We start from the raw sequence: 23,904 nt of genomic DNA on the forward strand, positions 1-23,904 counted from the left end.
CCGCCCCCGCCGTGCCCCTCGACCCCGTCCCCCCTCGACCCCGTCCCCCCTCGACCCCGGACCGGCCATGCTCTCCTTCGCCCTGCGGCGGACCCTCCAGGCCCTCGCCGTCCTGGTCGCGGTCTCCGCCGCCGCCTTCGCCCTCTTCTACGCCGCCCCCGCCGACCCGGCCCGCGCGGCCTGCGGCCCGCGCTGCGACTCCGGCCAGGTCGCGGCCGTCCGCCAGAGCATGGGCCTGGACCAGCCGCTGCTCACCCAGTACACCGACTACCTCGCCGGAGTCGTGGCCGGACGGGACATCGCGGACGTCGACGGCTCGGTCATCCACTGCGACGCACCCTGCCTCGGTTACTCCTACCGGCTCCACCAGCCCGTCACCGAGGCCCTGGTCGACCACCTGCCGGTGACCTTCTCGCTCACCGCCGGCGCGCTCGCCGTCCTGGTGCTGTTCGGGCTCGGCACCGGCTTCGTCTCCGCCCTGCGCCACGGGACCAGGACGGACCGGCTGCTCTCCGGCTTCACCCTGGTCGGCGCCAGCGTGCAGATCTACTTCCTCGGGTACGTCGCCCAGTGGGCGCTGGTCTACTCGACCGGCCTGCTGCCGCTGCCCTCCTACACCCCGCCGGCCGAGGACCCGGCCGCCTGGGCGGGCGGCATGCTGCTGCCCTGGCTCGTCCTCGGCTTCGTCAACTCGGCCGTCTTCGCCCGGCTCTCGCGCTCCCAGCTGCTGGAGACGATGAACGAGGAGTACGTCCGCACCGCGCGCGGCAAGGGCCTCGGCCGGGTGCGCACCCACCTCAAGTACACCTCGCGCGGCGCCGCCGGTCCGCTGGTGCAGCTGCTCGGGCTGGAGGCCGGCGCGCTGCTCGGCGGCGCGGTGATCACCGAGACGGTGTTCGGGCTGAACGGCGTGGGCACCTTCGCCGCCGAGGCCGTCTCCGGGCAGGACCTGCCGGCCGTGGTCGGCGCCGTCCTGCTCGCCGCCTGCTTCGTGGTGCTGTTCGTCGCCCTGGCCGACCTCGCGGTGGCCTGGCTCGATCCCCGCATCCGTCTCAGCTGACCCCTCTGGAGTACCGATGACCCCCTCCACCGAAGCGGTGCTGAGCGTCCGCGACCTCTCCGTCGCCTTCGCCGACCCGCGCGGCGGCGCTCCCGTGCACGCCGTCCGCGGCCTCTCCTTCGACCTCGCCCGGGGTGAAGTCCTCGGCCTGGTCGGCGAGTCCGGCTCCGGCAAGTCCGCGACCGGCCTGGCCGTGCTCGGCCTGCACGACCCGCGCACCACCACCGTCACCGGCTCGATCCGGCTCGCCGGCCGGGAGCTGGTCGGCGCCGGTGAGTCCGTGCTGCGCGAGGTGCGCGGCGGCCGGGTCGCCCTGGTCTTCCAGGACGCGCTCACCTCGCTCAGTCCGTTCCACGGCGTGGGTGCGCAGCTGGCCGAGATGTACCGGCTGCACCACCCGGGCGCCGGGCGTGCCGAGACCCGGCGGCGGGCCGTCGCCATGCTGGACCGGGTCGGCATCCCGGCCGCCCGGGCCGGCGACCACCCGCACCGGTTCTCGGGCGGCATGCGCCAGCGGGTGATGATCGCCATGGCACTGATGAACGACCCCGACGTGCTGATCGCCGACGAGCCGACCACCGCGCTGGACGCCCGCGTCCAGCGGCAGGTCCTCGACCTGCTGGGCGAGTTGCAGCGCGAGCACGGCACCGCGGTGCTGCTGGTCAGCCACGACCTCGGCGTGGTGGCCGGGACGACCGACCGCACACTGGTGCTGCGCGACGGCCGGCAGGTCGAGTCCGCGCCGACCGCCGAGCTGCTGGCGGCGCCGCGACAGCCCTACACCCGGGCCCTGGTGGGCGCGGCGCTGACCGCGGACACCGTGCCGGGCACACCGCTGGCCACCGTCGACGAACCGTCGCCGTCCTTCACGTTCGCGCCACGGGCGGGCGCCGCCCCCGACCGCCCGCTGGTGGAGGTCGAGGAGCTCGCCGTGCACTTCCCCGGGCGGCGGCGCCCCACCGGCCGGCGCGGCGAACCCGTCCGCGCGGTGGAGGGCGTGAGCCTGCGGATCGCGCCCGGTGAGACGCTCGGGCTGGTCGGCGAGTCCGGCTCCGGAAAGTCCACCACCTCACGCGTGCTGGCCGGCCTGCAGCCGGTGACCGCCGGCCGGGTGCGCTACGACGGGATCGACGTCACCGCGCCCGACCGGGCGCTGCGCCGCCGGCTCGCCCGCGAGATCCAGCTGGTCTTCCAGGATCCGTACGCCTCGCTCAACCCGCGCCGCACCGTCGCCCAGACCCTGGACACGCCGCTGCGCCTGCACACCGCCCTCGGCCCCGCCGAACGGCGCGAGCGGTCCGCCGAGTTGCTGGAGCAGGTCGGGCTGGCGGCCGGCCACCTGGACCGCTATCCGCACGAGTTCTCCGGCGGCCAGCGCCAGCGGATCGGCATCGCCCGGGCACTCGCCCCCGAACCGCGCCTGATCATCGCCGACGAACCGGTCTCCGCGCTGGACGTCTCGGTCCGCGCCCAGGTGCTCAACCTGCTGATGGAGCTGCGCGAACGCCTGGGCGTCGCCTTCCTCTTCGTCTCGCACGACCTCGCCGTGGTGCGGCACTTCTGCGACCGCGTCGCGGTGATGCACGGCGGCCGGCTGGTCGAGTCGGCCGACCGCGACCGGCTGTTCGCCGCCCCGCACACCGACTACACCCGGGAGCTGCTCGCCGCCGCGCACTGAGGGTGTGTCGGCGGCCTCCTGGCGACACGATCCGCATACGATCGGCTACCGGCAGCGACCCCCGTCACCCCGGAAGGGGTTCCCGATGACCCTCGTCAGCCAATCCGCCACCCTGCTCCAGCTGTTGGGCCGGCTCCACCCCGAGGCCCTGGACGGCATCCGCCCGCACCTGCCCGTCCTGGGGCCCACCCGCCACGTCCACCTGGCCGCGCACGGCGGCGGGCAGGCCGGGCTCAACCCCCAGCCGCTTCCGCCCGGCGCCACCGAGCTGCGGCTGGCCGTCGCCGGGACGGTCAACGCGGTGGCCAACGCGGCCATCACCGCCCGGCTGTCCGGCGCAGACCCGGGCGGCATCCTCACCGAGGTGGGGGACGACTGGTGCCCGACCCCGCCGGACCGGCGGCTGCCGTGGCCGCGGCACTGGCCGCTCCCCTGGCCGCCCGGCGAGCCGTTCCCGATCGACCCGGGCTACGCCACGCCGGCCGTCCAGGCCCAGGCGGCGCTCGCCTTCCAGGCCTACGCGAGCGGGATCGCGGACGAGGAACTGGGCGCCGCCTTCGGCGAACTGGCGGAGCGACTCTGCGAGGCCGCGCTGGGGAACGCCGGCTGAGCCGGCCCGGTGCACGGGGCCCCCGACCGTCCCGTGCACCGAGACCCGCCCCGCGACAGCGACTCTGCGTAGTCGCGGCGGTGCTCCGCCCGGGGCCGGACCGTGCGCACCCACGGTCACCCGACCCCCATCAGGCCCACCATCCGGCGGAAATCCCGGAGCGGGACAGGTAGCGTGGGGACGTCAGTATCCGGTGGGGGGATCCCGTGAGTGTCACGGTGCGTCACAGCGTGTCGACGCGCTCAGTACGGCCACCGCACGGGTGCCGACTGCCGCACCCGCCCGGATGCGGTACGGACGCTCCGAGGACGCCGCGACATGCCTACCCCGACCACCGCGTACGTCGGCCGACCGGCCGTGGTCGCGGGCCCCCACCTCGTCCGCGCCGAACGGATACGCGACGACATCCTCGCCCGCAATCCCGGCTACTCGCCCCGGCAGGCCCAGACGGTACGGATGGCCCTGAGCAACCTGCCCGGCACCCGCCGGTACTTCCAGCCGTACGAGGTCGTCACCTCGCCCGACCGCACCGCCGCCGAGCGCAAGACCACCACCATGGCCGACCTGCTGGCCGCCGCCGAGAGCGCCGCCCGCGAGGCGCTGGCGAACGCGGGGGCGGGCACCGCGGACGTCGACTGCGTCGTCGTCAGCAGTGCCACCGGTGACGGGGTGCCGGGGCTGGACATCCTGCTCCAGCAGCGGCTCGGGCTCCGCCCGGACATCAGCCGCCGGCCGATGACGCAGCTGGCCTGCGCGGGCGGCGCGCACGTCCTGATCGCGGCCCAGGAGTACCTGGCCGGAAACCCGGGCGGCGTCGTCCTGGTGGTCGCGGGCGAGTCGCTCTCCTCGCTCTACCAGGACAGCCGGACGTCGATCGAGGACCAGATCTACAAGGGGCTCTGGGGGGACCTCGTCGGCGCGGCCGTCGTCACGGGCGAGCGGCGCACGCCCGGGCTGCGCCTCGGCCACCGCTTCGAGTACACCGTGCCGGGGTCCACCGACCGGTACCGCAAGCTGACCGACGACCGCGGCGACCACTTCGCCTCCACCCGGGCCTCGCTCCGCTCGGTCACCGACCTGGGGCCGGCCCTGCTCGACTGGCTGGACCGGCACGACGCCCGGGAGCTCGACTTCGGTGTGCTGCACCCGGGCGGCCCCGCGATCCTCGACCGGCTCGGCACCCTGCTCGGCGTGGACGAGGACTTCCTCCGGCACTCCAAGGCGGTGCTCGCCGAAGAGGGCAACCTGGGCGGGGCGACGGTCTTCTCCGTCCTGACCCGGACCCACCGGACGCCCCCGGCCGCCGGTGCGCGGGGCCTGGTCTTCGGCCTCGGGCCGGGGGTCGCCCTCAGCGCCCTGCTCGTCACCTGGGCCGACGGCCCCGCCGACTGAGCGGGCGGCGGCGGGGGCCGCCGCCACCCCTCTCGGCGTCGACAGGAGGTCGCCAGCAGGTCTCCAGGAGTGCGAGCAGCGAGGGGACGCCGAGCGGCGGCCCGCCCGCTCCCGCTAGGCGCTCGGCACGATCCGCTCGACCATCGTCCCGACCAGCGCGGCGAGGCCGTCGGCGCCCAGCACCTCGGGAAGGGTGAGGTGTTCGACCAGCAGCCCGGTCATCGCGAGGTAGAGGACGACGACCGTCTCACGGTCGCCGGGGAGGCCCTCGCCCACGTGGTAGGCGATGTTCGCCTCCAGTTGCTCGCGGATCGTGCCGGTGAGCTCGGCGCGCAGGTCCGGCCGACGGGTGGCCTCCAGCCGCAGTTCGAGCAGCGCCAGGTACCCGGCCCGCTCGGCGGTGATCCGGCCCAGCAGGTCGTGCATCAGGGCGGTGACCAGGGCGCGGTCGCGCGGGGCCCGCAGCAGCTCGGCGATGACGGCCGGGTCCGGGGTGAGCCGGTGGTGGATGTGACGGGCGGTCTGGTGGAGCAGGTCGTCGCGGTTGGCGAAGTAGTTGGACGCGGTGCCGGCGGGGACGCCCGCCTGTACGTCGACCGCGCGGAAGGTGAGTCCCCGGGCGCCCTCGCGGGCGAGGACGTCGATGGCGGCGTCGGTGAGGGCGGTACGGCGAGCGGGGTTCTGGACCACGGCCCTGATCCTCCTTCAGAAACATCTGGACAACCACTACAGACTGAGTACTATATCCGGAGTGGTTGAGGGCGCAGGGCCTTCGACCGGGTCTCCAAGGACGTGAATGCGCAAGCTCACCTACTACGTCGCCGCCACCCTCGACGGTTACATCGCAGCCCCGGACGGCGACTTCGGGTTCTTCGACCCCTACATCCCCGGGGCCCTCCCCTTCCTGACCGGCGAGATGGGCGACGCACTGCCGACCCCCGCCCGCGCCGCGTTCGGCCTGGCGGACGCGCCCAACGAGCGCTTCGACACCGTCCTGATGGGCCGCGCCAGCTACGAGCCGGGCCTGGCCGCGGGCCTCTCCAGCCCCTACGCCCACCTGCGCCAGATCGTGGTCTCCCGCTCGCTCACCAGCAGCCCGGACCCGGCCGTCGAGGTCACCGCGGAGGAGCCGCTCGACCTGGTGCGCCGGCTGAAGCAGGAGGAGGGCCTCGGCATCTACCTCTGCGGCGGCGGCGACCTCGCCGGTCAACTGCTGCCCGAGATCGACGAGTTGATCGTCAAGCTCAACCCCGTCGCGGTCGGCTCCGGCATCCCGCTCTTCCGGGCCGGGTTCTCACCGAACGCCTTCACCCTGGTCGACACCCGGGTGCTGGCCAACGGCGTGCTCGTCCTCACCTACGCGAAGGCGTCCGGGGTGCCCGCGCCGGCAACCGGCTGACGCTGACCACCAGACAGACACCGACCACCACGATCGCCCCACCCACCAGGGTGGGGCCGGTCAGCGGTTCGGCCAGCACCAGCGAGCCGAGCAGCACGGCCACCACCGGGTTCACGTACGCGTACGTGGCGACCAGGGTCAGCGGCGCGGACTGCAGCAGCCAGGCGTAGGCGGTGAAGCCGACCAGCGAACCGACCACCACCAGGTAGCCGAGCGCCAGCCAGGACCGGGTGGAGAAGGCGCCGACGTCCAGACCCTGCTGCTCCCCTCGGGCCAGTCCGATCACCACGTTGCCCAGCCCGCCCACGATCATCTGGTACGCGCTCCCCGCGAAGACGTTGCCCGGCAACGGGATCCGCTTGGCGGCGAACGAGCCGGCCGCCCAGGTCAGCGTGGCGCAGATGACCGCGATCACGCCGGCCGGTGCGATGTCCCCGCCGATCGCGGGCGCGGAGAGCACCGCGAGCCCGGCCAGCCCGAGCAGCACCCCGGACAGTTCCACGGGCTTGGGCCGGTCACCGGTGGCCGCCGTGAGCAGCACCATCCAGAGCGGGACGGCCGCCACCAGCAGCGCCGTCAGCCCCGACGGGATGGAGTTCTCGCCGAGCACCACCAGCCCGTTGCCGCCGGTCAGCAGCAACAGGCCGACCAGCGCGGAGGAGCCGAACTGCCGCCGGTCCAGCCGGAGCCCGGCCCACCCCTCGCGGAACAGCACGAAGCCGCCCAGCAGCAGCCCGGCGACGAGGAAGCGCGCCCCGGCGGAGAGGAAGGAGGGCATCGTCTCCAGGGCGATCCGGATCGCCAGATACGTCGAGCCCCACACCACGTACACCACGGCGAGCGCCAGCCAGACCGCCTTTCCCAGGCCGGCCGGACCGGGGACGGCGTCGGCGGGTCTGCCGGCCGGGGCCTTGGCGGGCGTGCGTGAGACGGGCGCTGTCATGGGTGTCCCCCTAGGACGGTACTGGCGGTCAACCGTCATGACAGCGCATCACCGCACCCGCGCGCCAGTGGGTATCACCAGACGGTCGCCGCCGCCCGGGGGCGCGCGCGGGGCGGGCGCTACGGTGGGCGCTCCCCCGGCCGGGGGAGCACGCACCGGGAGGCCCCTTGTCCGACGCACCGACAGCCGACACGCCGACAGCCGACGGGCCGACGGCCGGCCCGCCGGGCGCCCGGCCCGGCGCCCTGCCGTTCTTCGTCTACGGCACGCTCCGCACCGGCGGCCGCAACCACGCCGTGCACCTGGCCGGGCGCTGCGCGGACATCCGGCCGGCCGTACTGGAGGGTGCCGCGCTGCACGACGGCCCGGGTTTCCCGTACGCGGTGCCGGACGGCACACCGGGCCGGCGGATCCTCGGCGAGCTGGTCACCGTGCGCCCCGGCGGGTACGCCGCCGCGCTCGCGGCGCTCGACCGGCTGGAGGACTGCCGGGCCGACGGGACGGGAGAGTACGTGCGCGAGCGGCTGGCCGTCCGGACGGTGGCCGGGTCCACCGAGGACGCCTGGGTCTACCTGGCCGGCCCCGCCGTCGCCGCCCGTCTGCGGGTCCACCCGGCGCTGATCCCCTCCGGGGACTGGACCCGCCGCACCGAACGCTGAACGGGGCAGGCCTGGCCCGGGACCGGATCGCACGCGGGGGCGCGGGACACCGCGGCGTCCCGCGCCCCCGCCGACGGCCCACTCAGGGCCTGCCCACCCCGGAGGCGACCCGGTCACCCGGCGATTTGTCGACATTGCGCCAGTACTGCACCGCCCGCGCTACCACCGGGTCGCTGACGCCGGCCTTCAGGTGGCCGACGATGTTGGACACCAGCCGCTCCCGCTGCGCGTCGTCCAGCACCTCGCGGACCTGAACCGGTACCCGGGCGCTCCGTCGAACGGCATGGCCTGGACGTACGGCGTCCAGGACGGGTGGTCGCCGCCCTCGACGGCCTCCCAGAGGTCCTGCCGGTGGAGGTCCGGATCCGGTCCGGCCAGCCGTGCGCGAGTGCTCGTCGCTCGGCACCCGGGTCCCGGTGTTGTCGGTGGTGTGCGGAACCGCTGACTCGGACACGGTGCCCTCCGTTGCGCGCCGAACTGCCCCCGGACGACACTGACCGCGGCCACCGGGGCGTGCACCCTGACCGGGTGGTGGCCGTGTACCGCCAGGTAGGCTGCCCCGGCCACGCCTTCGTCGGCCGAGCGGCGCCGACGGCAGGCCGACCGACCGGCTGTGGAACACGGACCGCAGACCCGCCGACCCGCCGACCCGCCGACCCGCCGACCCGCCGAACGAGGAGCCCCCGGTGCCCGAGCTGCCACCGCCGATCACCGTCGTCGGGATCGGCGCCGACGGCTGGCCCGGCCTCGCCACCACCTCCCGGGCGGCGCTGCGGACGGCCGAGGTGGTGATCGGCGGCCCGCGCCAGCTGGCCCTGCTCCCCGCCGCCGAGGTGGCCGCCGAACGGGTGCCGTGGCCGTCCCCGCTGCGCCCGGCCGTCCTTGGGCTGCTCGCCGAGCACGCCGGCCGCCGGGTGGCCGTGCTCGCCAGCGGCGACCCGATGTTCTTCGGCATCGGCCGCACCCTCGCCGAGACCGTCGGCGCCGAACGGCTGCGCGTCCTGCCGCACCCCTCCTCCGTCTCCTACGCCTGCGCCCGGCTCGGCTGGCCGCTGGAGGGCACCGAGGTGGTCAGCCTGGTCGGCCGCCCCCTGGACACCCTGACGCTCGCCCTGCACGCCGGCCGCCGGCTGCTCGTCCTCGGCGCCAACGCCCGGACGCCCGCCGCCGTCGCCGCGCTGCTCACCGCACGCGGCTTCGGCACCGCCCGGCTGCACGTGCTGGAACAGCTCGGCTCCCCCGGCGAGCGGCGGCTGGACGGCCCGGCCGACGGCTGGCCGCACCCCGCGGGCGACCCGCTGAACGTCATCGCCGTCGAGCTGGCGGACGGCCCCCGAACCTCGCTGGTGCCCGGCCTGCCCGACAACGCCTACGAGAGCGACGGCCAGCTGACCAAGCGGCACGTGCGCGCCGCCACCCTGGCCACCCTCGCGCCCGCCCCCGGCGAGCTGCTCTGGGACGTCGGCGGCGGCTCCGGCTCGATCGCGATCGAGTGGCTGCGCGCCCACCGGGACAACCGGGCGGTGACCGTCGAGCGGAGCGCCGTCCGGGCCGAGCGGATCGGCCGCAACGCCGCCGCGCTGGGCGTGCCCCGGCTGCGGGTGGTCACCGGCGCGGCGCCGGACGCGCTCGCCGGGCTGCCCGCCCCCGACGCCGTGTTCATCGGCGGCGGCCTCACCGCGCCCGGTCTACTGGACGCCTGCTGGGCGGCGCTGCCGACGGGCGGCCGGCTGGTCGCCAACACCGTGACGCTGGAGTCCGAGGCCCTGCTGACCAGCTGGTACCGGCGGCACGGCGGCGAGCTGCTGCGCCTCGCCGTGGCGCACGCCGTGCCCGTGGGCGGCTTCACCGGCTGGCGGCAGGCGATGCCGGTCACCCAGTGGTCCGCCGTCAAACCTTCGACCGATCCAGGAGCGAGCTCGTGACCGTCTACTTCATCGGGGCCGGCCCGGGCGCCGCCGACCTGATCACCCTGCGCGGTGCGCGCATCCTGGCCCGCGCCGAGGTCTGCCTGTACGCCGGCAGCCTGGTGCCGCGCGAGCTGCTGGACGAGTGCCCGGCCGGTGCCCGGCTGGTCGACACGGCCCAGCTCGACCTGGACCGGATCGTCGCCGAGCTGGTCGCCGCCCACGAGGCCGGGCAGGACGTGGCCCGGCTGCACTCCGGCGACCCGTCCGTGTTCAGCGCCGTCGCCGAGCAGATGCGCCGGCTCGACGCGGCGGGCGTGCCCTACGAGATCGTGCCCGGCGTGCCCGCCTTCGCCGCCGCGGCGGCCGCGCTCAAGCGCGAACTGACGGTGCCGACCGTCGGCCAGACCGTCATCCTCACCCGGATCGCCAAGCGGGCCACCCCGATGCCCGAGGGCGAGGACCTCGCCACGCTCGGCCGCAGCGGCGCGCTGCTGGTGCTGCACCTCGCCGCCGGGTACATCGACGACGTGGTCGAACAGGTGCTGCCGCACTACGGCGCCGACTGCCCGGTCGCCGTCGTGGCGATGGCGAGCCGCCCGGACGAGCTGGTGCTGCGGGGCACCGTCGCCAGCATCGCCGAGCAGGTGAAGGCGGCGGGCGTGGTGCGCACCGCCGTCATCCTGATCGGCCGCACGCTGACCGCCGAGCAGTTCCGGGACAGTCACCTCTACTCGGCGGACCGCGAGCGCCCGCACGAGCCCTGCGACGCGTGAGGGCCCACCTGCTCGTCCTCGGCGGCACGACCGAGGCGCGGGCCCTCGCCGCCGCCCTGGCCTCCGACCCGGCGCCGGAGGGCTCCGGGCCGAGGGTCACCAGCTCGCTCGCCGGGCGGGTCGCCGCACCGCGGCTGCCCGCGGGCGAGGTCCGGATCGGCGGCTTCGGCGGACCGGACGGGCTCGCCGCCTGGCTGCGCGCGGAGCGGGTGGACGCGGTGGTCGACGCCACCCACCCGTTCGCGGCCGTCATGTCGCGCAACGCCGCGCTGGCCGCCGCGGCCACCGGCGTCCCGCTGCTGGCGCTGCGCCGGCCCGGCTGGTCGCCGGTGGACGGCGACCGCTGGCATCCGGTGGAGTCGCTGGACGCCGCCGCCGCCGTGCTGCCCGGGCTGGGCCGGCGGGTCTTCCTCACCACCGGCCGTCAGGGCATCGGCGCCTTCGCCCACCTCGACGGCCTGCGCTTCCTGGCCCGCTCGGTCGACCCGCCCGAGCCGCCGGTGCCCGCCGCCCTCGACGTGCTGCTCGACCGCGGCCCGTTCACCCTGGACGGCGAGCGGGCGCTGCTGCGCGAGCACCGGATCGACGTCGTGGTCACCAAGGACAGCGGCGGCGCCGCCACCGCCCCCAAGCTCACCGCGGCGCGCGAACTCGGCCTGCCGGTGGTGGTCGTGGAGCGGCCGGCGCCGCCGGCCGGGGTGCCGGTCGCCGCATCGGTGCCGGCCGCCCTGGACTGGCTCGCGGCGCGCGGTCTCGCTCCCCGGTAAACCGGGCGACGGCCGGCGGCGGCCCTGCCAGGATGGGCCGATGAGAGCCGAAGAGCGCACCCGGACCGAACAGACCGCCGACGAACGCGCCACCCTGGTCAGCTTCCTGGACTTCCAGCGGGACACGCTGGCGATGAAGTGCGCCGGGCTGAGCACCGAGCAGCTCCGCGCGCGCGTCCTGCGGCCGTCCGCGCTCTCGCTGCTCGGCCTGGTCCGCCACCTCGCCGAGGTGGAGCGCAGCTGGTTCCGCAACACCTTCGCCGACGAGGCCAGGCCCGGCTTCTGGAAGCACCCCGACGGCAGCTTCGCCGAGTTCGACGTCGACACGGCCGACCCGGCGGAGGCCTTCGCCGTCTGGCGCGGCGAGTGCGACCACGCCCGGGAACTGGTCGCCGCCGCCGAGTCGTTGGACTCCCTCGGACACCACGGCGAGGAGGCCTTCTCGCTCCGCTGGATCCTCACCCACATGATCGAGGAGTACGCCCGCCACAACGGCCACGCCGACCTGCTGCGTGAGCACCTGGACGGCGCGACCGGCGAGTAGCCGGGCCACGAGCAGCGACGGAGAACCGATGCGGACCCACCGGAAGGACCACCACACCGCCGGGCCGGACGTCGCCGGCCTGCTGACCGGCCTCGACGGGTGAGGCCGGCCGGCGGGCGGCCCGTCAGATGTCGCGGAAGGTCTCGATCTGGGCGCCGATCGAGTTGAGGCGCTCGGCGAGGTCCTCGTAGCCGCGGTTGATGACGTACACGTTGCGCAGCACCGAGGTGCCCTTCGCGGCGAGCATCGCGAGCAGGATGACCACGGCCGGGCGCAGCGCCGGCGGGCAGACCATCTCGGCGGCGCGCCAGCGGGTCGGGCCCTGGACGAGCACCCGGTGCGGGTCGAGCAGCTTGATGTCCGCGCCGAGCCGGGTGAGTTCGGTCAGGTAGATGGCGCGGTTGTCGTACACCCAGTCGTGGATCATCGTGGTGCCGTTGGCGGCCGCGGCGATCGCGGCGAAGAACGGCACGTTGTCGATGTTGATGCCGGGGAACGGCATCGGGTGGATGGTGTCGACCGGCGCGGTCAGCTTGGAGGGGCGCACGGTGAGGTCGACCAGCCGGGTGTAGCCGTTGTGGGCCCGGTACTCGGGGGTGCGGTCGTAGTCGAGGCCCATCCCCTCCAGCACCGCGAGCTCGATCTCCAGGAACTCGATCGGCACCCGGCGGATCGTCAGCTCGGAGGAGGTGACCACCGCGGCGGCGAGCAGGCTCATCGCCTCCACCGGGTCCTCGGCCGGGGTGTAGTCGACGTCGCGGGTGATCTCGGGGACGCCGTGCACGGTGAGGGTGGTGGTGCCGATGCCCTCGATCTTCACGCCCAGCCGCTCCAGGAAGAAGCAGAGGTCCTGGACCATGTAGTTGGGGGAGGCGTTGCGGATGACGCTGACGCCGTCGTGCCGGGCGGCGGCGAGCAGGGCGTTCTCGGTGACGGTGTCGCCGCGCTCGGTCAGCACGATCGGCCGGTCCATCGGCGCGCCGGGCTGGACGGAGGCGTGGTAGGCGCCGGAGGTGGTGGCGACCTCCAGGCCGAAGCGGCGCAGCGCGGTGAGGTGCGGCTGGACGGTGCGGGTGCCGAGGTCGCAGCCGCCCGCGTACGGGATGGCGAAGCGGTCGGCGCGGTGCATCAGCGGGCCGAGGAACATCAGCACGCTGCGGGTGCGGCGGGCGGCCTCGACGTCCATCGCCGCGAGGTCGAGCTCGGCGGGCGGGGTGAGTTCGAGGTCGCGGCCCTCGTTGGTCCAGCGGCTCTTGACGCCGATGCTGGTGAGCACTTCGAGGATCCGGTACACCTCCTCGATCCGGGCGACCTGGCGGATCGTGGTGCGGCCGGTGGTCAGCAGCGAGGCGCAGAGGATCGCGACGCAGGCGTTCTTGCTGCTGCGGACGTCGATCGCGCCGGAGAGCTGGGTGCCGCCGGCGACCCGAAGGTGCATCGGGCCGGCGTAGCCGAGGGAGACGATCTCGCTGTCGAGGGCTTCGCCGATGCGGGCGATCATCTCAAGACTGACGTTCTGCTTGCCCTGTTCGATGCGGTTGACCGCGCTCTGGCTGGTGCCGAGGGCCTCGCCGAGCTGGGCCTGGGACCAACCACGGTGCTGACGCGCGGTGCGGATGAGGGTGCCGATACGGGTGAGGTAGTCGCCTGTCACTCGCCAGACCATATCTCATGCTTGAGATAGCAACAGGGTCGGGGGCGGGCAATGCGTCACCTTTGTCCATTTCTGCTCCGGATTGACGAGGCATCGGCACACCACCGCCACACTCCTGTCACGGATCCGGTGCCCCGCGACCTCACGGGCCGAGCGGTTCCGCCCGGCCCACGATCGTGCCGGCCCGGTCGATGCAGATGACGTCCACCGCGACCGGCGAGCCGACCAGCACCCCGAGCGCGGTGGCCCGGGCCGCCTCGGCGACGAGGTCACCGAGCGGAACGCCGGCCGCGCGGCAGAGCTGGATCGCCTCCAGGGCCGTGTTGGCGGCCGCGACCGCCGCGACCAGCTCGGGCCCGGCGCCGCCGGTGCGGGCCAGGCCCGCCAGGTAGCCCTGGTCGACCTGGGAGCGGGCCGAGTGCAGGTCCAGGTGACCGGCGGCCAGCTTGGAGAGCTTGGCGAAGCCGCCCGCGACCGTCAGCCGCGGCACCGGGTGGCGCTTCAGGTACTTGAGCACCGCCCCGGCGAAGTCGCCCATGTCGAGCAGCGCGTCCTCGGGCAGGCCGTGCACGGTGGCGGCCACCTTCTCCGAGGTCGAACCGGTGCAGCCCGCGACATGGGTGCGCCCGACGGCCCGGGCCACGTCCACCCCGCGCCGGATGGAGTCGATCCAGGCGGAGCAGGAGTAGGGGACGACGATCCCGGTCGTGCCGAGGATCGAGAGCCCGCCGAGGATGCCCAGGCGCGGGTTCCAGGTGGAGCGGGCGATCTCCTCGCCGTGGTCCACCGAGACCTCCACCACGACGTCCCCGCCGCCGCCGAACTCGGCCGCCACCTCGGCGACCGCGTCCCGGATCATCTGCCGGGGCACCGGGTTGACGGCCGGCTCGCCGACGGCCAGCGGCAGTCCGGCCTTGGTGACCGTCCCGACGCCGGGACCGGCCCGGAACACCACCCCGCTGCCCGGCTCCCCCGCCCACACCGTCGAGCGGATCAGCGCACCGTGCGTCACGTCCGGATCGTCCCCGGCGTCCTTCACCACCGCGGCCATCGCCCGGCCGGCCGCCCGCTCCTCCGCCGCCAGCGCGAAGCCGGGTCGCTGCCCCTTCGGCAGGGTGATCACCACCGGATCCGGGAAGACCCCGGTCAGCAGCGCCTGGTAGGCCGCCTTGGTCGCCGCCGTCGCACAGGCGCCCGTCGTCCACCCGGGCCGCAGCCCGCTGCTCCTCAGCTGCCCGGCCCGTCCACCGACCTCCGCCACGCCGCCCGCTCCTCACCTCGCGCGGACCTTTGAACCGGCCCGCCGGCCTCCATCGTCCCCGGCCGCCATCCTCCCCGCCGCGGGCGGGGAGGAGGGCGGGGCTCACACCTCCGGGTAGCGGCGGGGCGTCCAGACCACCTGGGTGCCGTTGCCGCGCCGGACGGCCCGGGTCTGGGAGGAGCCGATCAGCAGGATGGTGCGCATGTCGACCTCGGCGGGGTCGAGGTCCCCGAGGCGGACGGTGCGCACGCGCTCGGTCGGGCCGCCGACGTCGCGGGCCATCACCACCGGCGTCCCGGGGTCGCGGTACTCCAGCAGCAGGTCCCGGGTCAGGCCGACCTGGGTGGTGCGGGACTGCGAACCGGGGTTGTACAGGGCCAGCACCAGGTCGGCCTCGGCCGCCGCGCGCAGCCGCTTGGCGACCACCTCCCAGGGCTTGAGGCGGTCGGAGAGCGAGACCACCGCGTAGTCGTGGCCGAGCGGGGCGCCGGCCCGGGAGGCGGCGGCGTGGGCGGCCGTCATCCCCGGCACGATCCGGACCGGGACGTCGCCGTAGGCCTCCTCGCAGGCGACCTCCAGGACGGCGGTGGCCATCGCGAAGACGCCCGGGTCGCCGGAGGAGACCACCGCGACGTGGTGCCCGCGCCGGGCGAGGTCCAGCGCGAACTCGGCCCGCTCGGACTCCACCTTGTTGTCGGAGCCGTGGCGCTGCTGGCCGGGGCGCTCGGGCACCCGGTCCAGGTAGGTGGTGTAGCCGACCAGGTCGGTGGCGGCGGCGAGGGCGCCGCGCGCCTCGGGGGTGAGCCAGAGCGGGCCGGCCGGGCCGGTGCCGATGACCGTCACGCTGCCGGGGCCCGCGGCCGGCGGGGCCGGCCGCTCCAGCGGCGCGACCTTGCTGGGCAGCACGGCGACCGAGAAGTAGGGGACGCTCTCGGGGTCGACGTCGGCCAGCGGGCCGGTGCGCTCGCCCGCCATGAAGGCCCGCTCGACGTACTGGGCGTCGGCCAGCCGGCCGGCCCGCTCCAGGGCGCGGCGGACGGCGGGGAAGGTCCGGCCCAGCTTCATGATGACGGCGGAGTCGGCGGAGGCGATCCGCGCGGTCAGCTCCTCCTCGGGCAGCGTGCCCGGGATGACGGTGAGCGTCTCCTCCGCCTCGGTGAGCGGCACCCCGAGCCGGGCGGCGGCGGCGCTGACCGAGGTCACGCCGGGGACCACCTCGGTGGGGTAGCGGTGCGCGAGGCGCTTGTGCATGTGCTGGTAGGAGCCGTAGAAGAGCGGGTCCCCCTCGGCGAGCACCACCACGCTGCGGCCGGCGTCGAGGTGGGCGGCCAGCCGGTCGGCGGCCTCCTGGTAGAAGTCGTCCAGCGCACCCCGGTAGCCGCCGGGGTGGTCGGTGGTCTCGACGGTGAGCGGGTAGACCAGCTTCTCCTCGATCTGACCGCCCGTCAGATAGCGCTCGGCGATGGACCGGGCGATGGACCGGCCGTGCCGGGCGCTGTGGTACGCCACCACGTCGGCCTTGCCGATGAGTTCGGCGGCGCGGACGGTGACCAGCGAAGGGTCCCCCGGGCCGAGCCCGACCCCGTACAGCCGGCCAGTCTGCTGAGCGTCCGTCACTCTTCCTCACTCGCAATCGCGTTGATGGCCGCCGCGGCCATGGCACTGCCGCCCCGCCGGCCGCGCACCACCAGGTGCTCCAGGCCGGACGGGTGCGCCGCCAGGGCCTCCTTGGACTCGGCGGCGCCGATGAAGCCCACCGGGACGCCGATCACCGCGGCCGGGCGCGGCGCGCCCGCCTCGATCAGCTCCAGCAGCCGGAACAGCGAGGTCGGCGCGTTGCCGACGGCGACCACCGCGCCCTCCAGCCGGGGCAGCCACAGCTCCATCGCGGCGGCGCTGCGGGTGTTGCCCATCCGCCGGGCCAGCTCGGGCACCGACGGGTCGGTGAGGGTGCAGATGACCTCGTTGTCGGCGGGCAGCCGCTTGCGGGTGACACCGCTGGCGACCATGTTCACGTCGCAGAGGATCGGCGCCCCGGCGCGCAGCGCGGCGCGGGCGGAGGCGACCGCGCCCGGCGAGTACACCAGGTCCTCGACCAGGTCGGTCATGCCGCAGGCATGGATCATCCGCACCGCGACCTGGGCCACGTCGGCGGGCAGGGCGGCGAGGTCGGCCTCGGCCCGGATGGTGGCAAAGGACTGGCGGTAGATGGACGCGCCGTCCTTCTCGTACTCGATCACTTCGTGGTCCTCCTGGCCTCGGCGACCGCCTCGGCCGTCTCCTCGTTCGTCACGTCCACGGCCGCCCCGGCGGCTGCCGGACCGTTCACCGTCACCCGGTAGCCCTGCCCGGTGGCGAGCACGTCCACCCACCGCCCGGCCGGGTGGCCGCAGCGCCGTTCACAGCCTGACCAGTGCACGGGCAGGCCCCCCGTCCCGGCCGCCTCCAGGGCGCGCGCGGCGTCGGCCCGGACGTCGGCCCTGGACGACCCGCAACCGGGCAGCCCGGTACAGGCGGTGGCCCGCTCCCAGGCGGCTCCGGGCGCGGTCCGGAAGCCGGCCGCCGCCAGGCCGGCGAGCCGCCCGGGGGCGGCGCCGGGCAGCACCGCACCGCGCCACGGGGTGAGCCGCAGCTCCCCCTCGGCGGCGTCGACCAGCGCCCGCCACTGCGCGCCGGAGGCGGAGCCGAACCGTAGGGCGACCGAGAGGCCGCCGGGCACCGCGCCGAGCGGCGGCGGCGTACCGGCGAACGCCGGCAGCTTCACCGAACCCGGCGGCACCAGGTCGGGTACGTCCCGCAGGTGCCAGGCTTCGCGGCCGGTGGCGCGCAGCACGGCCACGAAGTCCCGGGCGACCGCCAGCGCCGTGTCGACGGCCCGCTCGGCGGGGACGGGCCGGGCGGTGTCCGCGTGGGCGAGGCGCAGCAGCGCGCTGCCGTCCGGGCCTGCGATCAACGTCACATCGGCGTTCAGGGTGGCCACGTCGCCGCGTCCGTCGTCCAGGGCGAACAGGAACTTGCCGGAGAGGGCGGCCGCCCAGGGGCTCGCGCACAGCTTCGCGTCCAGTTCGCGCGCCCAGGCCCGGACGTCGGCGAAGCCGCCGGCCGGGCCCGGCGAGGCGACGATGTTGCGGACCCGCTCATGGGTGTCGGAGGGCAGCAGCCCGACCGCCCGCAGCCGCCCGCCGAGTTCGGCGCCGCACTCCGAAGCCAGGCCCCGCAGCTGGACGTTGCCGCGCGAGGTGATCTCCAGGTGGCCGTCGCCCAGCGACTCGGCGGCCCCGGCCAGGGCCAGCGCCTGATCCTCCGTCAGCAGTCCGCCGGGCAGCCGGACCCGGGCCAGGGCGCCGTCGGCAGCGGTGTGCAGACGAAGCGCCCCCGGGCAGGCGTCCTCGCGGCCCCGGCCGGTCACGGCGGGGGCCGGCGCGGTCGCGTCGGGTGTGGGTGGCATGGCCGCGAGCATACAGATGATCCGATCGCTTGCCGCTGTCCCGCGGGTCACACTCTCGGCCGCTCTCCCCCTGGTCAGCCGCACCCCGTACGATGCTGCCGGGCGGCCCCGCGGGGCCGTCCGCACGCCAGCGACGGCGCAGGGGAGGAAGCCGGTGCAAACCCGGTGCGGTCCCGCCACTGTGACCACGGTTCAACCGTGGGAGCCAGGAACTCCTGCCGTCCTCCACCGGCCCGGGGCGCGGACCCCGAGGAAGGCTTGACGCCATGCGCCGCCGCATGCCCGCGACCCCGTCGTCGCACGTGCCTCCACGGGCGACCCCGTCGTCGCCCGTGACCTTGCCCTTGCCCGCCATCGAGGCCGGGAGGGCCTTCGCATGATCCTGCTGCTGTCGACGTCAGACACCGACCTGCTCAGTGCCCGGGCCGCCGAGGGCCCCGTCCCGTACCGCCTCGGCAACCCGGCCCGGCTCTCGCCCGAGGAGCTGCCCGCCCTGCTGGAGGGCGTCGAACTGGTCGTGGTGCGCCTGCTCGGCGGCCGCCGCGCCTGGCAGGAGGGCCTGGACGCGCTGCTGGCCGGCCCCCGCCCGGTGATCGTGCTCACCGGCGAGCAGGCGCCGGACGCCCAGCTGATGGAGCTGTCGACCGTCCCGGCCGGCATCGCGGCCGAGGCGCACGCCTACCTCGCCCACGGCGGCGCCGCCAACCTGGCCGAGCTGGGCGCCTTCCTCTCCGACACGGTGCTGCTCACCGGCCACGGCTTCGCCCCGCCCGCCTCCGCCCCCGCCTGGGGACCGCTGGAGCGCGAGGCCCGGACGACCGAGGGCCCGATCGTCGCGGTGCTCTACTACCGCGCCCACCACATGAGCGGGAACACCGCTTTCGTCGACACCCTCTGCCGGGCGATCGAGGACCAGGGCGCGCGCGCCAGGGCGTACTACTGCGCCTCGCTGCGCGGCGCCGAGCCGGAGCTGCTGGCCGCGCTGGGCGAGGCCGACGCGCTGGTCACCACCGTGCTGGCCGCCGGCGGCACCCGCCCGGCCGACGCGCAGGCCGGCGGCGACGAGGAGGCCTGGGACGCCGGCGCGCTGGCCGCGCTGGACCGCCCGATCCTCCAGGCGCTCTGCCTCACCTGGTCGCGCGCGCAGTGGGAGGCCAGTGACGACGGCCTCTCCCCGCTGGACACCGCCACCCAGATCGCCGTCCCGGAGTTCGACGGCCGGCTGATCAGCGTCCCGTTCTCCTTCAAGGAGCTGGACGAGGACGGCCTCACCGTCTACGCGGCCGACCCCGAGCGCGCCGCCCGGGTCGCCGGCACCGCCGTCCGGCACGCCCGGCTGCGGCACATCCCGGCCGCCGAGCGGCGGCTGGCGCTGGTGCTGTCCGCGTACCCGACCAAGCACGCCCGGGTCGGCAACGCCGTCGGCCTGGACACCCCGGCCAGCGCGATGCGCCTGCTGGCGCGGCTGCGCGCGGAGGGCATGGACCTCGGCTCGGACCTGCCGGGGCTGGACACCGTCCCCGAGAACATGCACGAGGGCGACGCGCTGATCCACGCGCTGATCGCGGCCGGCGGCTACGACCAGGACTGGCTCACCGAGGACCAGCTGGCCCGCAACCCGGTCCGCATCCCGGCCGCCGACTACCGCCGCTGGTACGCGACCCTCCCCGAAGCCCTGCGCACCCGCGTCGAGGAGCACTGGGGCCCGGCCCCCGGCGAGCTCTACGTCGACCGCTCGCAGAACCCGGACGGCGACATCGTGCTGGCCGCGGTCCGCTCCGGCAACCTGCTGGTGCTGATCCAGCCGCCGCGCGGCTTCGGCGAGAACCCGGTCGCGATCTACCACGACCCCGACCTCCCGCCCTCGCACCACTACCTGGCCGCCTACCGCTGGATCGCGGCCGCGCGGCAGGACGGCGGGTTCGGCGCCGACGCCGTGATCCACCTCGGCAAGCACGGCAACCTGGAGTGGCTGCCCGGCAAGACCGCCGCGCTCTCCGCCGCGTGCGGACCGGACGCCGTCCTCGGCGACCTCCCGCTGATCTACCCGTTCCTGGTCAACGACCCGGGCGAGGGCACCCAGGCCAAGCGCCGCGCCCACGCCACCCTGGTCGACCACCTCGTCCCGCCGATGGCCCGCGCCGACTCCTACGGCGACATCGCGCGGCTGGAGCAGCTGCTCGACGAGCACTCCAACATCGCCGCGATGGACCCGGCCAAGCTGCCCGCGATCCGGGCCCAGATCTGGACGCTGATCCAGGCCGCCAAGCTCGACCACGACCTCGGCCTGGACGAGCGCCCCGAGGACGACGGCTTCGACGACTTCCTGCTGCACGTCGACGGCTGGCTCTGCGAGATCAAGGACGCCCAGATCCGGGACGGCCTGCACGTCCTCGGCCAGGCGCCGGCCGGCACCGACCGGGTCAACATCGTGCTCGCCATCCTGCGCGCCCGGCAGATCTGGGGCGGCGTCAGCGCCCTCCCCGGCCTGCGCGAGGCGCTCGGCCTGGACGAGGCCGCGCTGACGCTGGGCGCCACCGACGCGGCCGAGGCCCAGGCGCGCGCGCTGGTCGAGGCGATGGAGGCCGAGGACTGGGCGCCGGAGGCCGTCGAGAAGGTCGCCGCCGGACTGCCGGCCGCCGTCGCCGACGTGCTCGCCTTCGCCGCCACCCAGGTGGTGCCGCGCCTGGCGGCCACCACCGACGAGCTCGACGCCGTGCTGCACGCGCTCGGTGGCGGCTTCGTCCCGGCCGGGCCCTCGGGCTCGCCGCTGCGCGGCCTGGTCAACGTGCTGCCGACCGGCCGCAACTTCTACTCGGTCGACCCGAAGGCCGTGCCCAGCAAGCTCGCCTGGGAGACCGGCCAGGCGCTGGCGGCCTCCCTCGTCGAGCGCTACCGCGCCGACAACGACGGCGCCTGCCCGCCCTCGGTCGGGCTCTCGCTCTGGGGCACCAGCGCGATGCGCACCGCCGGCGACGACATCGCCGAGGCCTTCGCGCTGCTGGGCGTGCGCCCGGTCTGGGACGACGCCTCGCGCCGGGTCACCGGCCTGGAGGCGATCTCCCTGGAGGAGCTGGGCCGCCCGCGGATCGACGTCACCCTGCGCATCTCCGGCTTCTTCCGGGACGCCTTCCCGCACGTGGTCGCCCTGCTGGACGACGCGGTGCGCCTGGCCGCCGCCCAGGAGGAGGACGCCGCGGACAATTACGTCCGCGCCCACGTCCAGGCCGACCTCGCCGTGCACGGCGACGAGCGCAAGGCCACCGTCCGCGTCTTCGGCTCCCGCCCGGGCACCTACGGCGCAGGTCTGCTCCAGCTGATCGACAGCCGCGACTGGCGCACCGACGCCGACCTCGCCGAGGTGTACACGGTCTGGGGCGGCTACGCGTACGGTCGCGGCCTGGACGGGCGGCCGGCCCGCGAGGAGATGGAGACGGCGTACAAGCGGATCACCGTCGCCGCGAAGAACACCGACACCCGCGAGCACGACATCGCCGACTCGGACGACTACTTCCAGTACCACGGCGGCATGGTGGCCACCGTGCGGGCGCTCACCGGCAAGGCCCCGACCGCCTACATCGGCGACTCGACCCGCCCGGAGACCGTCCGCACCCGCACCCTGACCGAGGAGGCGGCCCGGGTGTTCCGCGCCCGGGTCGTCAACCCGCGCTGGATGGAGGCGATGCGCCGCCACGGCTACAAGGGCGCCTTCGAGATGGCGGCCACCGTCGACTACCTCTTCGGCTACGACGCCACCACCGGCGTGGTCGCCGACTGGATGTACGAGAAGCTGACCCAGGAGTACGTCCTCGACCCGGTGAACCGCGAGTTCCTGGCCGACGCCAACCCCTGGGCGCTGCACGGCATCAGCGAGCGCCTGCTGGAGGCGGCCGAGCGCGGTCTCTGGGAGCAGCCCGACCCGGAGCTGATCGAGCAGCTCCAGGCCGCCTTCCTGGAGACCGAGGGCGACCTGGAGGGCGACGAGGCCTGACGGGCGCCGACGAGGCCTGACGGGCGCTCGGAAGTCCCGGGCCGGTTTCTCCCGGGGCCTGTCCTGCCAGGGTCCTTCACCCATTCGGGTGACAGGACCCTGGCAGTGATCGCCGCTGAAGCGGACAATACGGGGCATGTCCCGCCGCCTCACGCTGCCCCGGCCCGCCCTCCGGGCGCCCACCCCTCCGGACCGTGCCGTCCGGGCCCACCGCTACCGCGTGCGGGGGGCCGCCCTGGCCGCCGGGGCGCTGCCGGTGTTCGCCTTCCCGGCCCCCGGGCTGGCCGCGCTCGCCTGGGTCGCCCTGGTGCCCGGCCTCCTGCTGATGCAGCGGGCGCCGAGCGCCCGGGAGGCCGCCGTCCGGGGCTGGTGGTTCGGCGCGGGGTTCATCCTCACCGGGATGTACTGGCTGATCCCCTCCATCGGCCCGGCGCTGCCGCTGCTCGCGGTGGTCTTCGGCGTGCTCCAGGCCGGGTTCGGCCTCGCCGTCCACCGGCTGCTGCACCCGCCGCTGACCGCCCGGCGCGCGCTGCTCGCCCTGGCCGTCGTCCCCGCGGTCTGGCTGACCACCGAGTACGCCCGCTCGTGGCACGCCCTCGGCGGCCCGTGGGCGCTGCTCGGCGCCACCCAGTGGCGGCACCCGGCCGTCCTGGCGCTGGCCTCGGCCGGCGGGATCTGGCTGGTCAGCGCGGCCGTGGTGGCCGTGAACACCGGTGTGCTGATCGTGCTGACCGCCGCCGGGTGGCGGCCGCGCGCCCTGGCGGCGCTGGCCACCGTGCTGGTGCTGGCGGCCGGACCGCTGCTGTTCGCGCTGCGCGCCGCGCCCGCCGGCGCCGGAGCGGTCACCGTGGCCCTGGTCCAGCCCGGCATCGTCGAGGACCCGCAGGCCCGGTTCGAGGCGAGTGCCGCCGCCACCGCCGCCCTGGGCGGGCGGCCGGTCGACCTGATCGTCTGGGGCGAGAGCAGCACCACCGCCGACCTGGAGCGCGACCCGGCCGCCGCGGCCCGGCTGAGCCGGCTCTCCGCCGTCACCGGCGCCGAGATCCTGGCCGGGGAGGACGCCCGCAAGGCCGACGGGCGGATCTCCAAGGACGCGGTGCTGGTCTCCCCCGCCGGGACGGTCGACCGCTACCGCAAGATCCGGCTGGTGCCGTTCGGCGAGTACATCCCGCTGCGCCCGCTGCTGGGCTGGATCGCCGGCGTCAGCCGGGCGGCGGGCGAGAACCGGGCCCCGGGGAACGCGTTCCACGTCCTCCCCGCCACCGACCGCACGGGGGCGCCGCTACCGGTCGGGGCGCTGATCTGCTTCGAGTCGGCCTTCCCCGACATGTCCCGGACCGCCGCCCGGGACGGCGCCCGGGTGCTGGTCTACCAGTCCTCGACCTCGACCTTCCAGGACACCTGGGCGCCCGAGCAGCACGTCTCGCTGGCCGCCATCCGCGCCGCCGAGACCGGCCGGCCGGCCGTCCAGGCCTCGCTCACCGGGGTCTCGGCCGCCTTCGACGCGCAGGGCCGCGAGCTGGCCCGGTTCGGGACGGACCGCACCGGCGCGCTGACGGTGCGGCTGCCGCTCACCGCGCCGTCGACGCTGACCTGGTACGACCGGATCGGTGACGTGGTGCCGGCCGCCGCCCTGCTGGTGACGGCCGGGGCGGTGCTGGCCGCCGGGCGCGGCCGGGTGCGCCGGGCGGGGCGGTAGCGGGGGCGGCGCTGACGCTGGGCGGCGCGGGGCGGTAGCGGGGGCGGCGCGGGGCGGTAGCGGCGCGGGGCGGTAGCGGGGCGGGCCTCGTTCCACGCCCGGCCGGCGCGGAAGGC

20 protein-coding genes, 1 pseudogene and 1 riboswitch are annotated in these 23,904 nt (G+C 75.4%); of the genes and pseudogenes, 12 read left to right on the forward strand and 9 right to left on the reverse strand.

The window, feature by feature from the left end; translation table 11 throughout:
- Positions 1-67 precede the first annotated feature (67 nt).
- From ABZ495_RS16475 to ABZ495_RS16490, 4 genes are all read left to right on the forward strand, one after another.
- Positions 68-1,060: an ABC transporter permease gene (locus ABZ495_RS16475; RefSeq protein WP_329490711.1), complete on the forward strand. Its 993-nt coding sequence runs from the start codon at positions 68-70 to the stop codon at positions 1,058-1,060.
- Positions 1,061-1,076: 16 nt separating this feature from the next.
- Complete coding sequence (locus ABZ495_RS16480) at positions 1,077-2,738, forward strand: ABC transporter ATP-binding protein (protein WP_359836455.1); 1,662 nt, start codon at positions 1,077-1,079, stop codon at positions 2,736-2,738.
- Between the two features lie 85 nt (positions 2,739-2,823).
- Positions 2,824-3,348, forward strand: coding sequence for a hypothetical protein (locus ABZ495_RS16485; protein ID WP_359836457.1), 525 nt, complete (start codon positions 2,824-2,826; stop codon positions 3,346-3,348).
- Positions 3,349-3,666: 318 nt separating this feature from the next.
- The gene (locus ABZ495_RS16490) at positions 3,667-4,740 is read left to right on the forward strand and encodes a PhlD (RefSeq protein ID WP_359836458.1); all 1,074 of its coding nucleotides are present in this window, start codon (positions 3,667-3,669) and stop codon (positions 4,738-4,740) included.
- A gap of 114 nt (positions 4,741-4,854) precedes the next feature.
- Here the strand turns inward: ABZ495_RS16490 and ABZ495_RS16495 are convergent, their stop codons facing one another.
- The gene (locus tag ABZ495_RS16495; protein WP_329490707.1) at positions 4,855-5,430 is read right to left on the reverse strand and encodes a TetR family transcriptional regulator; all 576 of its coding nucleotides are present in this window, start codon (positions 5,428-5,430) and stop codon (positions 4,855-4,857) included.
- Between the two features lie 106 nt (positions 5,431-5,536).
- On the opposite strand from ABZ495_RS16495, the gene ABZ495_RS16500 reads away from it, so the two are divergent.
- Complete coding sequence (locus tag ABZ495_RS16500) at positions 5,537-6,139, forward strand: dihydrofolate reductase family protein (protein WP_359806956.1); 603 nt, start codon at positions 5,537-5,539, stop codon at positions 6,137-6,139.
- On the opposite strand, the gene ABZ495_RS16505 is transcribed toward ABZ495_RS16500, so the two are convergent.
- Complete coding sequence (locus tag ABZ495_RS16505) at positions 6,093-7,082, reverse strand: EamA family transporter (protein ID WP_359806958.1); 990 nt, start codon at positions 7,080-7,082, stop codon at positions 6,093-6,095. The two genes, ABZ495_RS16500 and ABZ495_RS16505, sit on opposite strands and share 47 nt — an antisense overlap.
- Before the next feature lie 167 nt (positions 7,083-7,249).
- Here ABZ495_RS16505 and ABZ495_RS16510 point away from each other — a divergent pair, with 167 nt between their 5' ends.
- Entirely contained in the window at positions 7,250-7,741 is a 492-nt protein-coding gene (locus ABZ495_RS16510) for a gamma-glutamylcyclotransferase family protein (protein ID WP_359806960.1), read from the forward strand.
- A gap of 82 nt (positions 7,742-7,823) precedes the next feature.
- On the opposite strand, the pseudogene ABZ495_RS16515 reads toward ABZ495_RS16510, so the two are convergent.
- Together ABZ495_RS16515 and ABZ495_RS16520 are read right to left on the reverse strand one after the other, a co-directional pair.
- Positions 7,824-7,991 (reverse strand): annotated as a pseudogene (locus tag ABZ495_RS16515) (catalase-related domain-containing protein); the annotation flags it as partial.
- Positions 7,928-8,443: a catalase gene (locus ABZ495_RS16520; protein WP_359836479.1), complete on the reverse strand. Its 516-nt coding sequence runs from the start codon at positions 8,441-8,443 to the stop codon at positions 7,928-7,930. The pseudogene ABZ495_RS16515 and the gene ABZ495_RS16520, both read right to left, overlap by 64 nt.
- On the opposite strand from ABZ495_RS16520, the gene cbiE reads away from it, so the two are divergent.
- From cbiE to ABZ495_RS16540, 4 genes are read left to right on the forward strand one after another with little or no spacing between them, the layout of a single operon-like run.
- Positions 8,428-9,666 carry a precorrin-6y C5,15-methyltransferase (decarboxylating) subunit CbiE gene (gene cbiE, locus ABZ495_RS16525; RefSeq protein ID WP_359836460.1) on the forward strand — a complete coding sequence of 413 codons (1,239 nt, stop codon included), beginning with the start codon at positions 8,428-8,430 and terminating at the stop codon, positions 9,664-9,666. The two genes, ABZ495_RS16520 and cbiE, sit on opposite strands and share 16 nt — an antisense overlap.
- Positions 9,663-10,424, forward strand: coding sequence for a precorrin-4 C(11)-methyltransferase (gene cobM, locus ABZ495_RS16530; RefSeq protein ID WP_359806964.1), 762 nt, complete (start codon positions 9,663-9,665; stop codon positions 10,422-10,424). Before cbiE ends, cobM begins: the two co-directional genes overlap by 4 nt.
- Positions 10,421-11,191 (forward strand): cobalt-precorrin-6A reductase, encoded by a 771-nt coding sequence (locus tag ABZ495_RS16535; RefSeq protein ID WP_359806967.1) that lies wholly within the window; start codon positions 10,421-10,423, stop codon positions 11,189-11,191. The genes cobM and ABZ495_RS16535 overlap by 4 nt, the downstream gene beginning before the upstream one ends.
- 40 nt (positions 11,192-11,231) lie before the next feature.
- Positions 11,232-11,735, forward strand: coding sequence for a DinB family protein (locus ABZ495_RS16540; protein WP_359806969.1), 504 nt, complete (start codon positions 11,232-11,234; stop codon positions 11,733-11,735).
- A 124-nt stretch (positions 11,736-11,859) separates the two neighbouring features.
- Here the strand turns inward: ABZ495_RS16540 and ABZ495_RS16545 are convergent, their stop codons facing one another.
- From ABZ495_RS16545 to ABZ495_RS16565, 5 genes are all read right to left on the reverse strand, one after another.
- Entirely contained in the window at positions 11,860-13,389 is a 1,530-nt protein-coding gene (locus ABZ495_RS16545) for a UDP-N-acetylglucosamine 1-carboxyvinyltransferase (protein ID WP_329490699.1), read from the reverse strand.
- Between the two features lie 142 nt (positions 13,390-13,531).
- Positions 13,532-14,650, reverse strand: coding sequence for a cobalt-precorrin-5B (C(1))-methyltransferase (locus tag ABZ495_RS16550; protein WP_359806972.1), 1,119 nt, complete (start codon positions 14,648-14,650; stop codon positions 13,532-13,534).
- 102 nt (positions 14,651-14,752) lie between these two features.
- Positions 14,753-16,267 (reverse strand): precorrin-2 C(20)-methyltransferase, encoded by a 1,515-nt coding sequence (locus ABZ495_RS16555; RefSeq protein ID WP_352292495.1) that lies wholly within the window; start codon positions 16,265-16,267, stop codon positions 14,753-14,755.
- The gene (locus ABZ495_RS16560) at positions 16,264-16,890 is read right to left on the reverse strand and encodes a precorrin-8X methylmutase (RefSeq protein ID WP_359806975.1); all 627 of its coding nucleotides are present in this window, start codon (positions 16,888-16,890) and stop codon (positions 16,264-16,266) included. Before ABZ495_RS16560 ends, ABZ495_RS16555 begins: the two co-directional genes overlap by 4 nt.
- A complete protein-coding gene (locus ABZ495_RS16565) occupies positions 16,887-18,098 on the reverse strand; it encodes a hypothetical protein (protein WP_359836462.1) in 1,212 nt (403 codons plus the stop codon). Before ABZ495_RS16565 ends, ABZ495_RS16560 begins: the two co-directional genes overlap by 4 nt.
- Positions 18,099-18,242: 144 nt before the next feature.
- Positions 18,243-18,313, forward strand: a riboswitch (cobalamin riboswitch).
- A gap of 161 nt (positions 18,314-18,474) precedes the next feature.
- On the opposite strand from ABZ495_RS16565, the gene cobN reads away from it, so the two are divergent.
- Positions 18,475-22,089 (forward strand): cobaltochelatase subunit CobN, encoded by a 3,615-nt coding sequence (gene cobN, locus ABZ495_RS16570; RefSeq protein ID WP_359836464.1) that lies wholly within the window; start codon positions 18,475-18,477, stop codon positions 22,087-22,089.
- A 136-nt stretch (positions 22,090-22,225) separates the two neighbouring features.
- Complete coding sequence (gene lnt, locus ABZ495_RS16575; protein ID WP_359836466.1) at positions 22,226-23,788, forward strand: apolipoprotein N-acyltransferase; 1,563 nt, start codon at positions 22,226-22,228, stop codon at positions 23,786-23,788.
- The last annotated feature ends 116 nt before the right edge of the window (positions 23,789-23,904 follow it).

Origin of the sequence: Kitasatospora sp. NPDC005748 (assembly GCF_040630735.1) — a bacterium.
In the GTDB taxonomy this organism is placed as follows: domain Bacteria; phylum Actinomycetota; class Actinomycetes; order Streptomycetales; family Streptomycetaceae; genus Kitasatospora.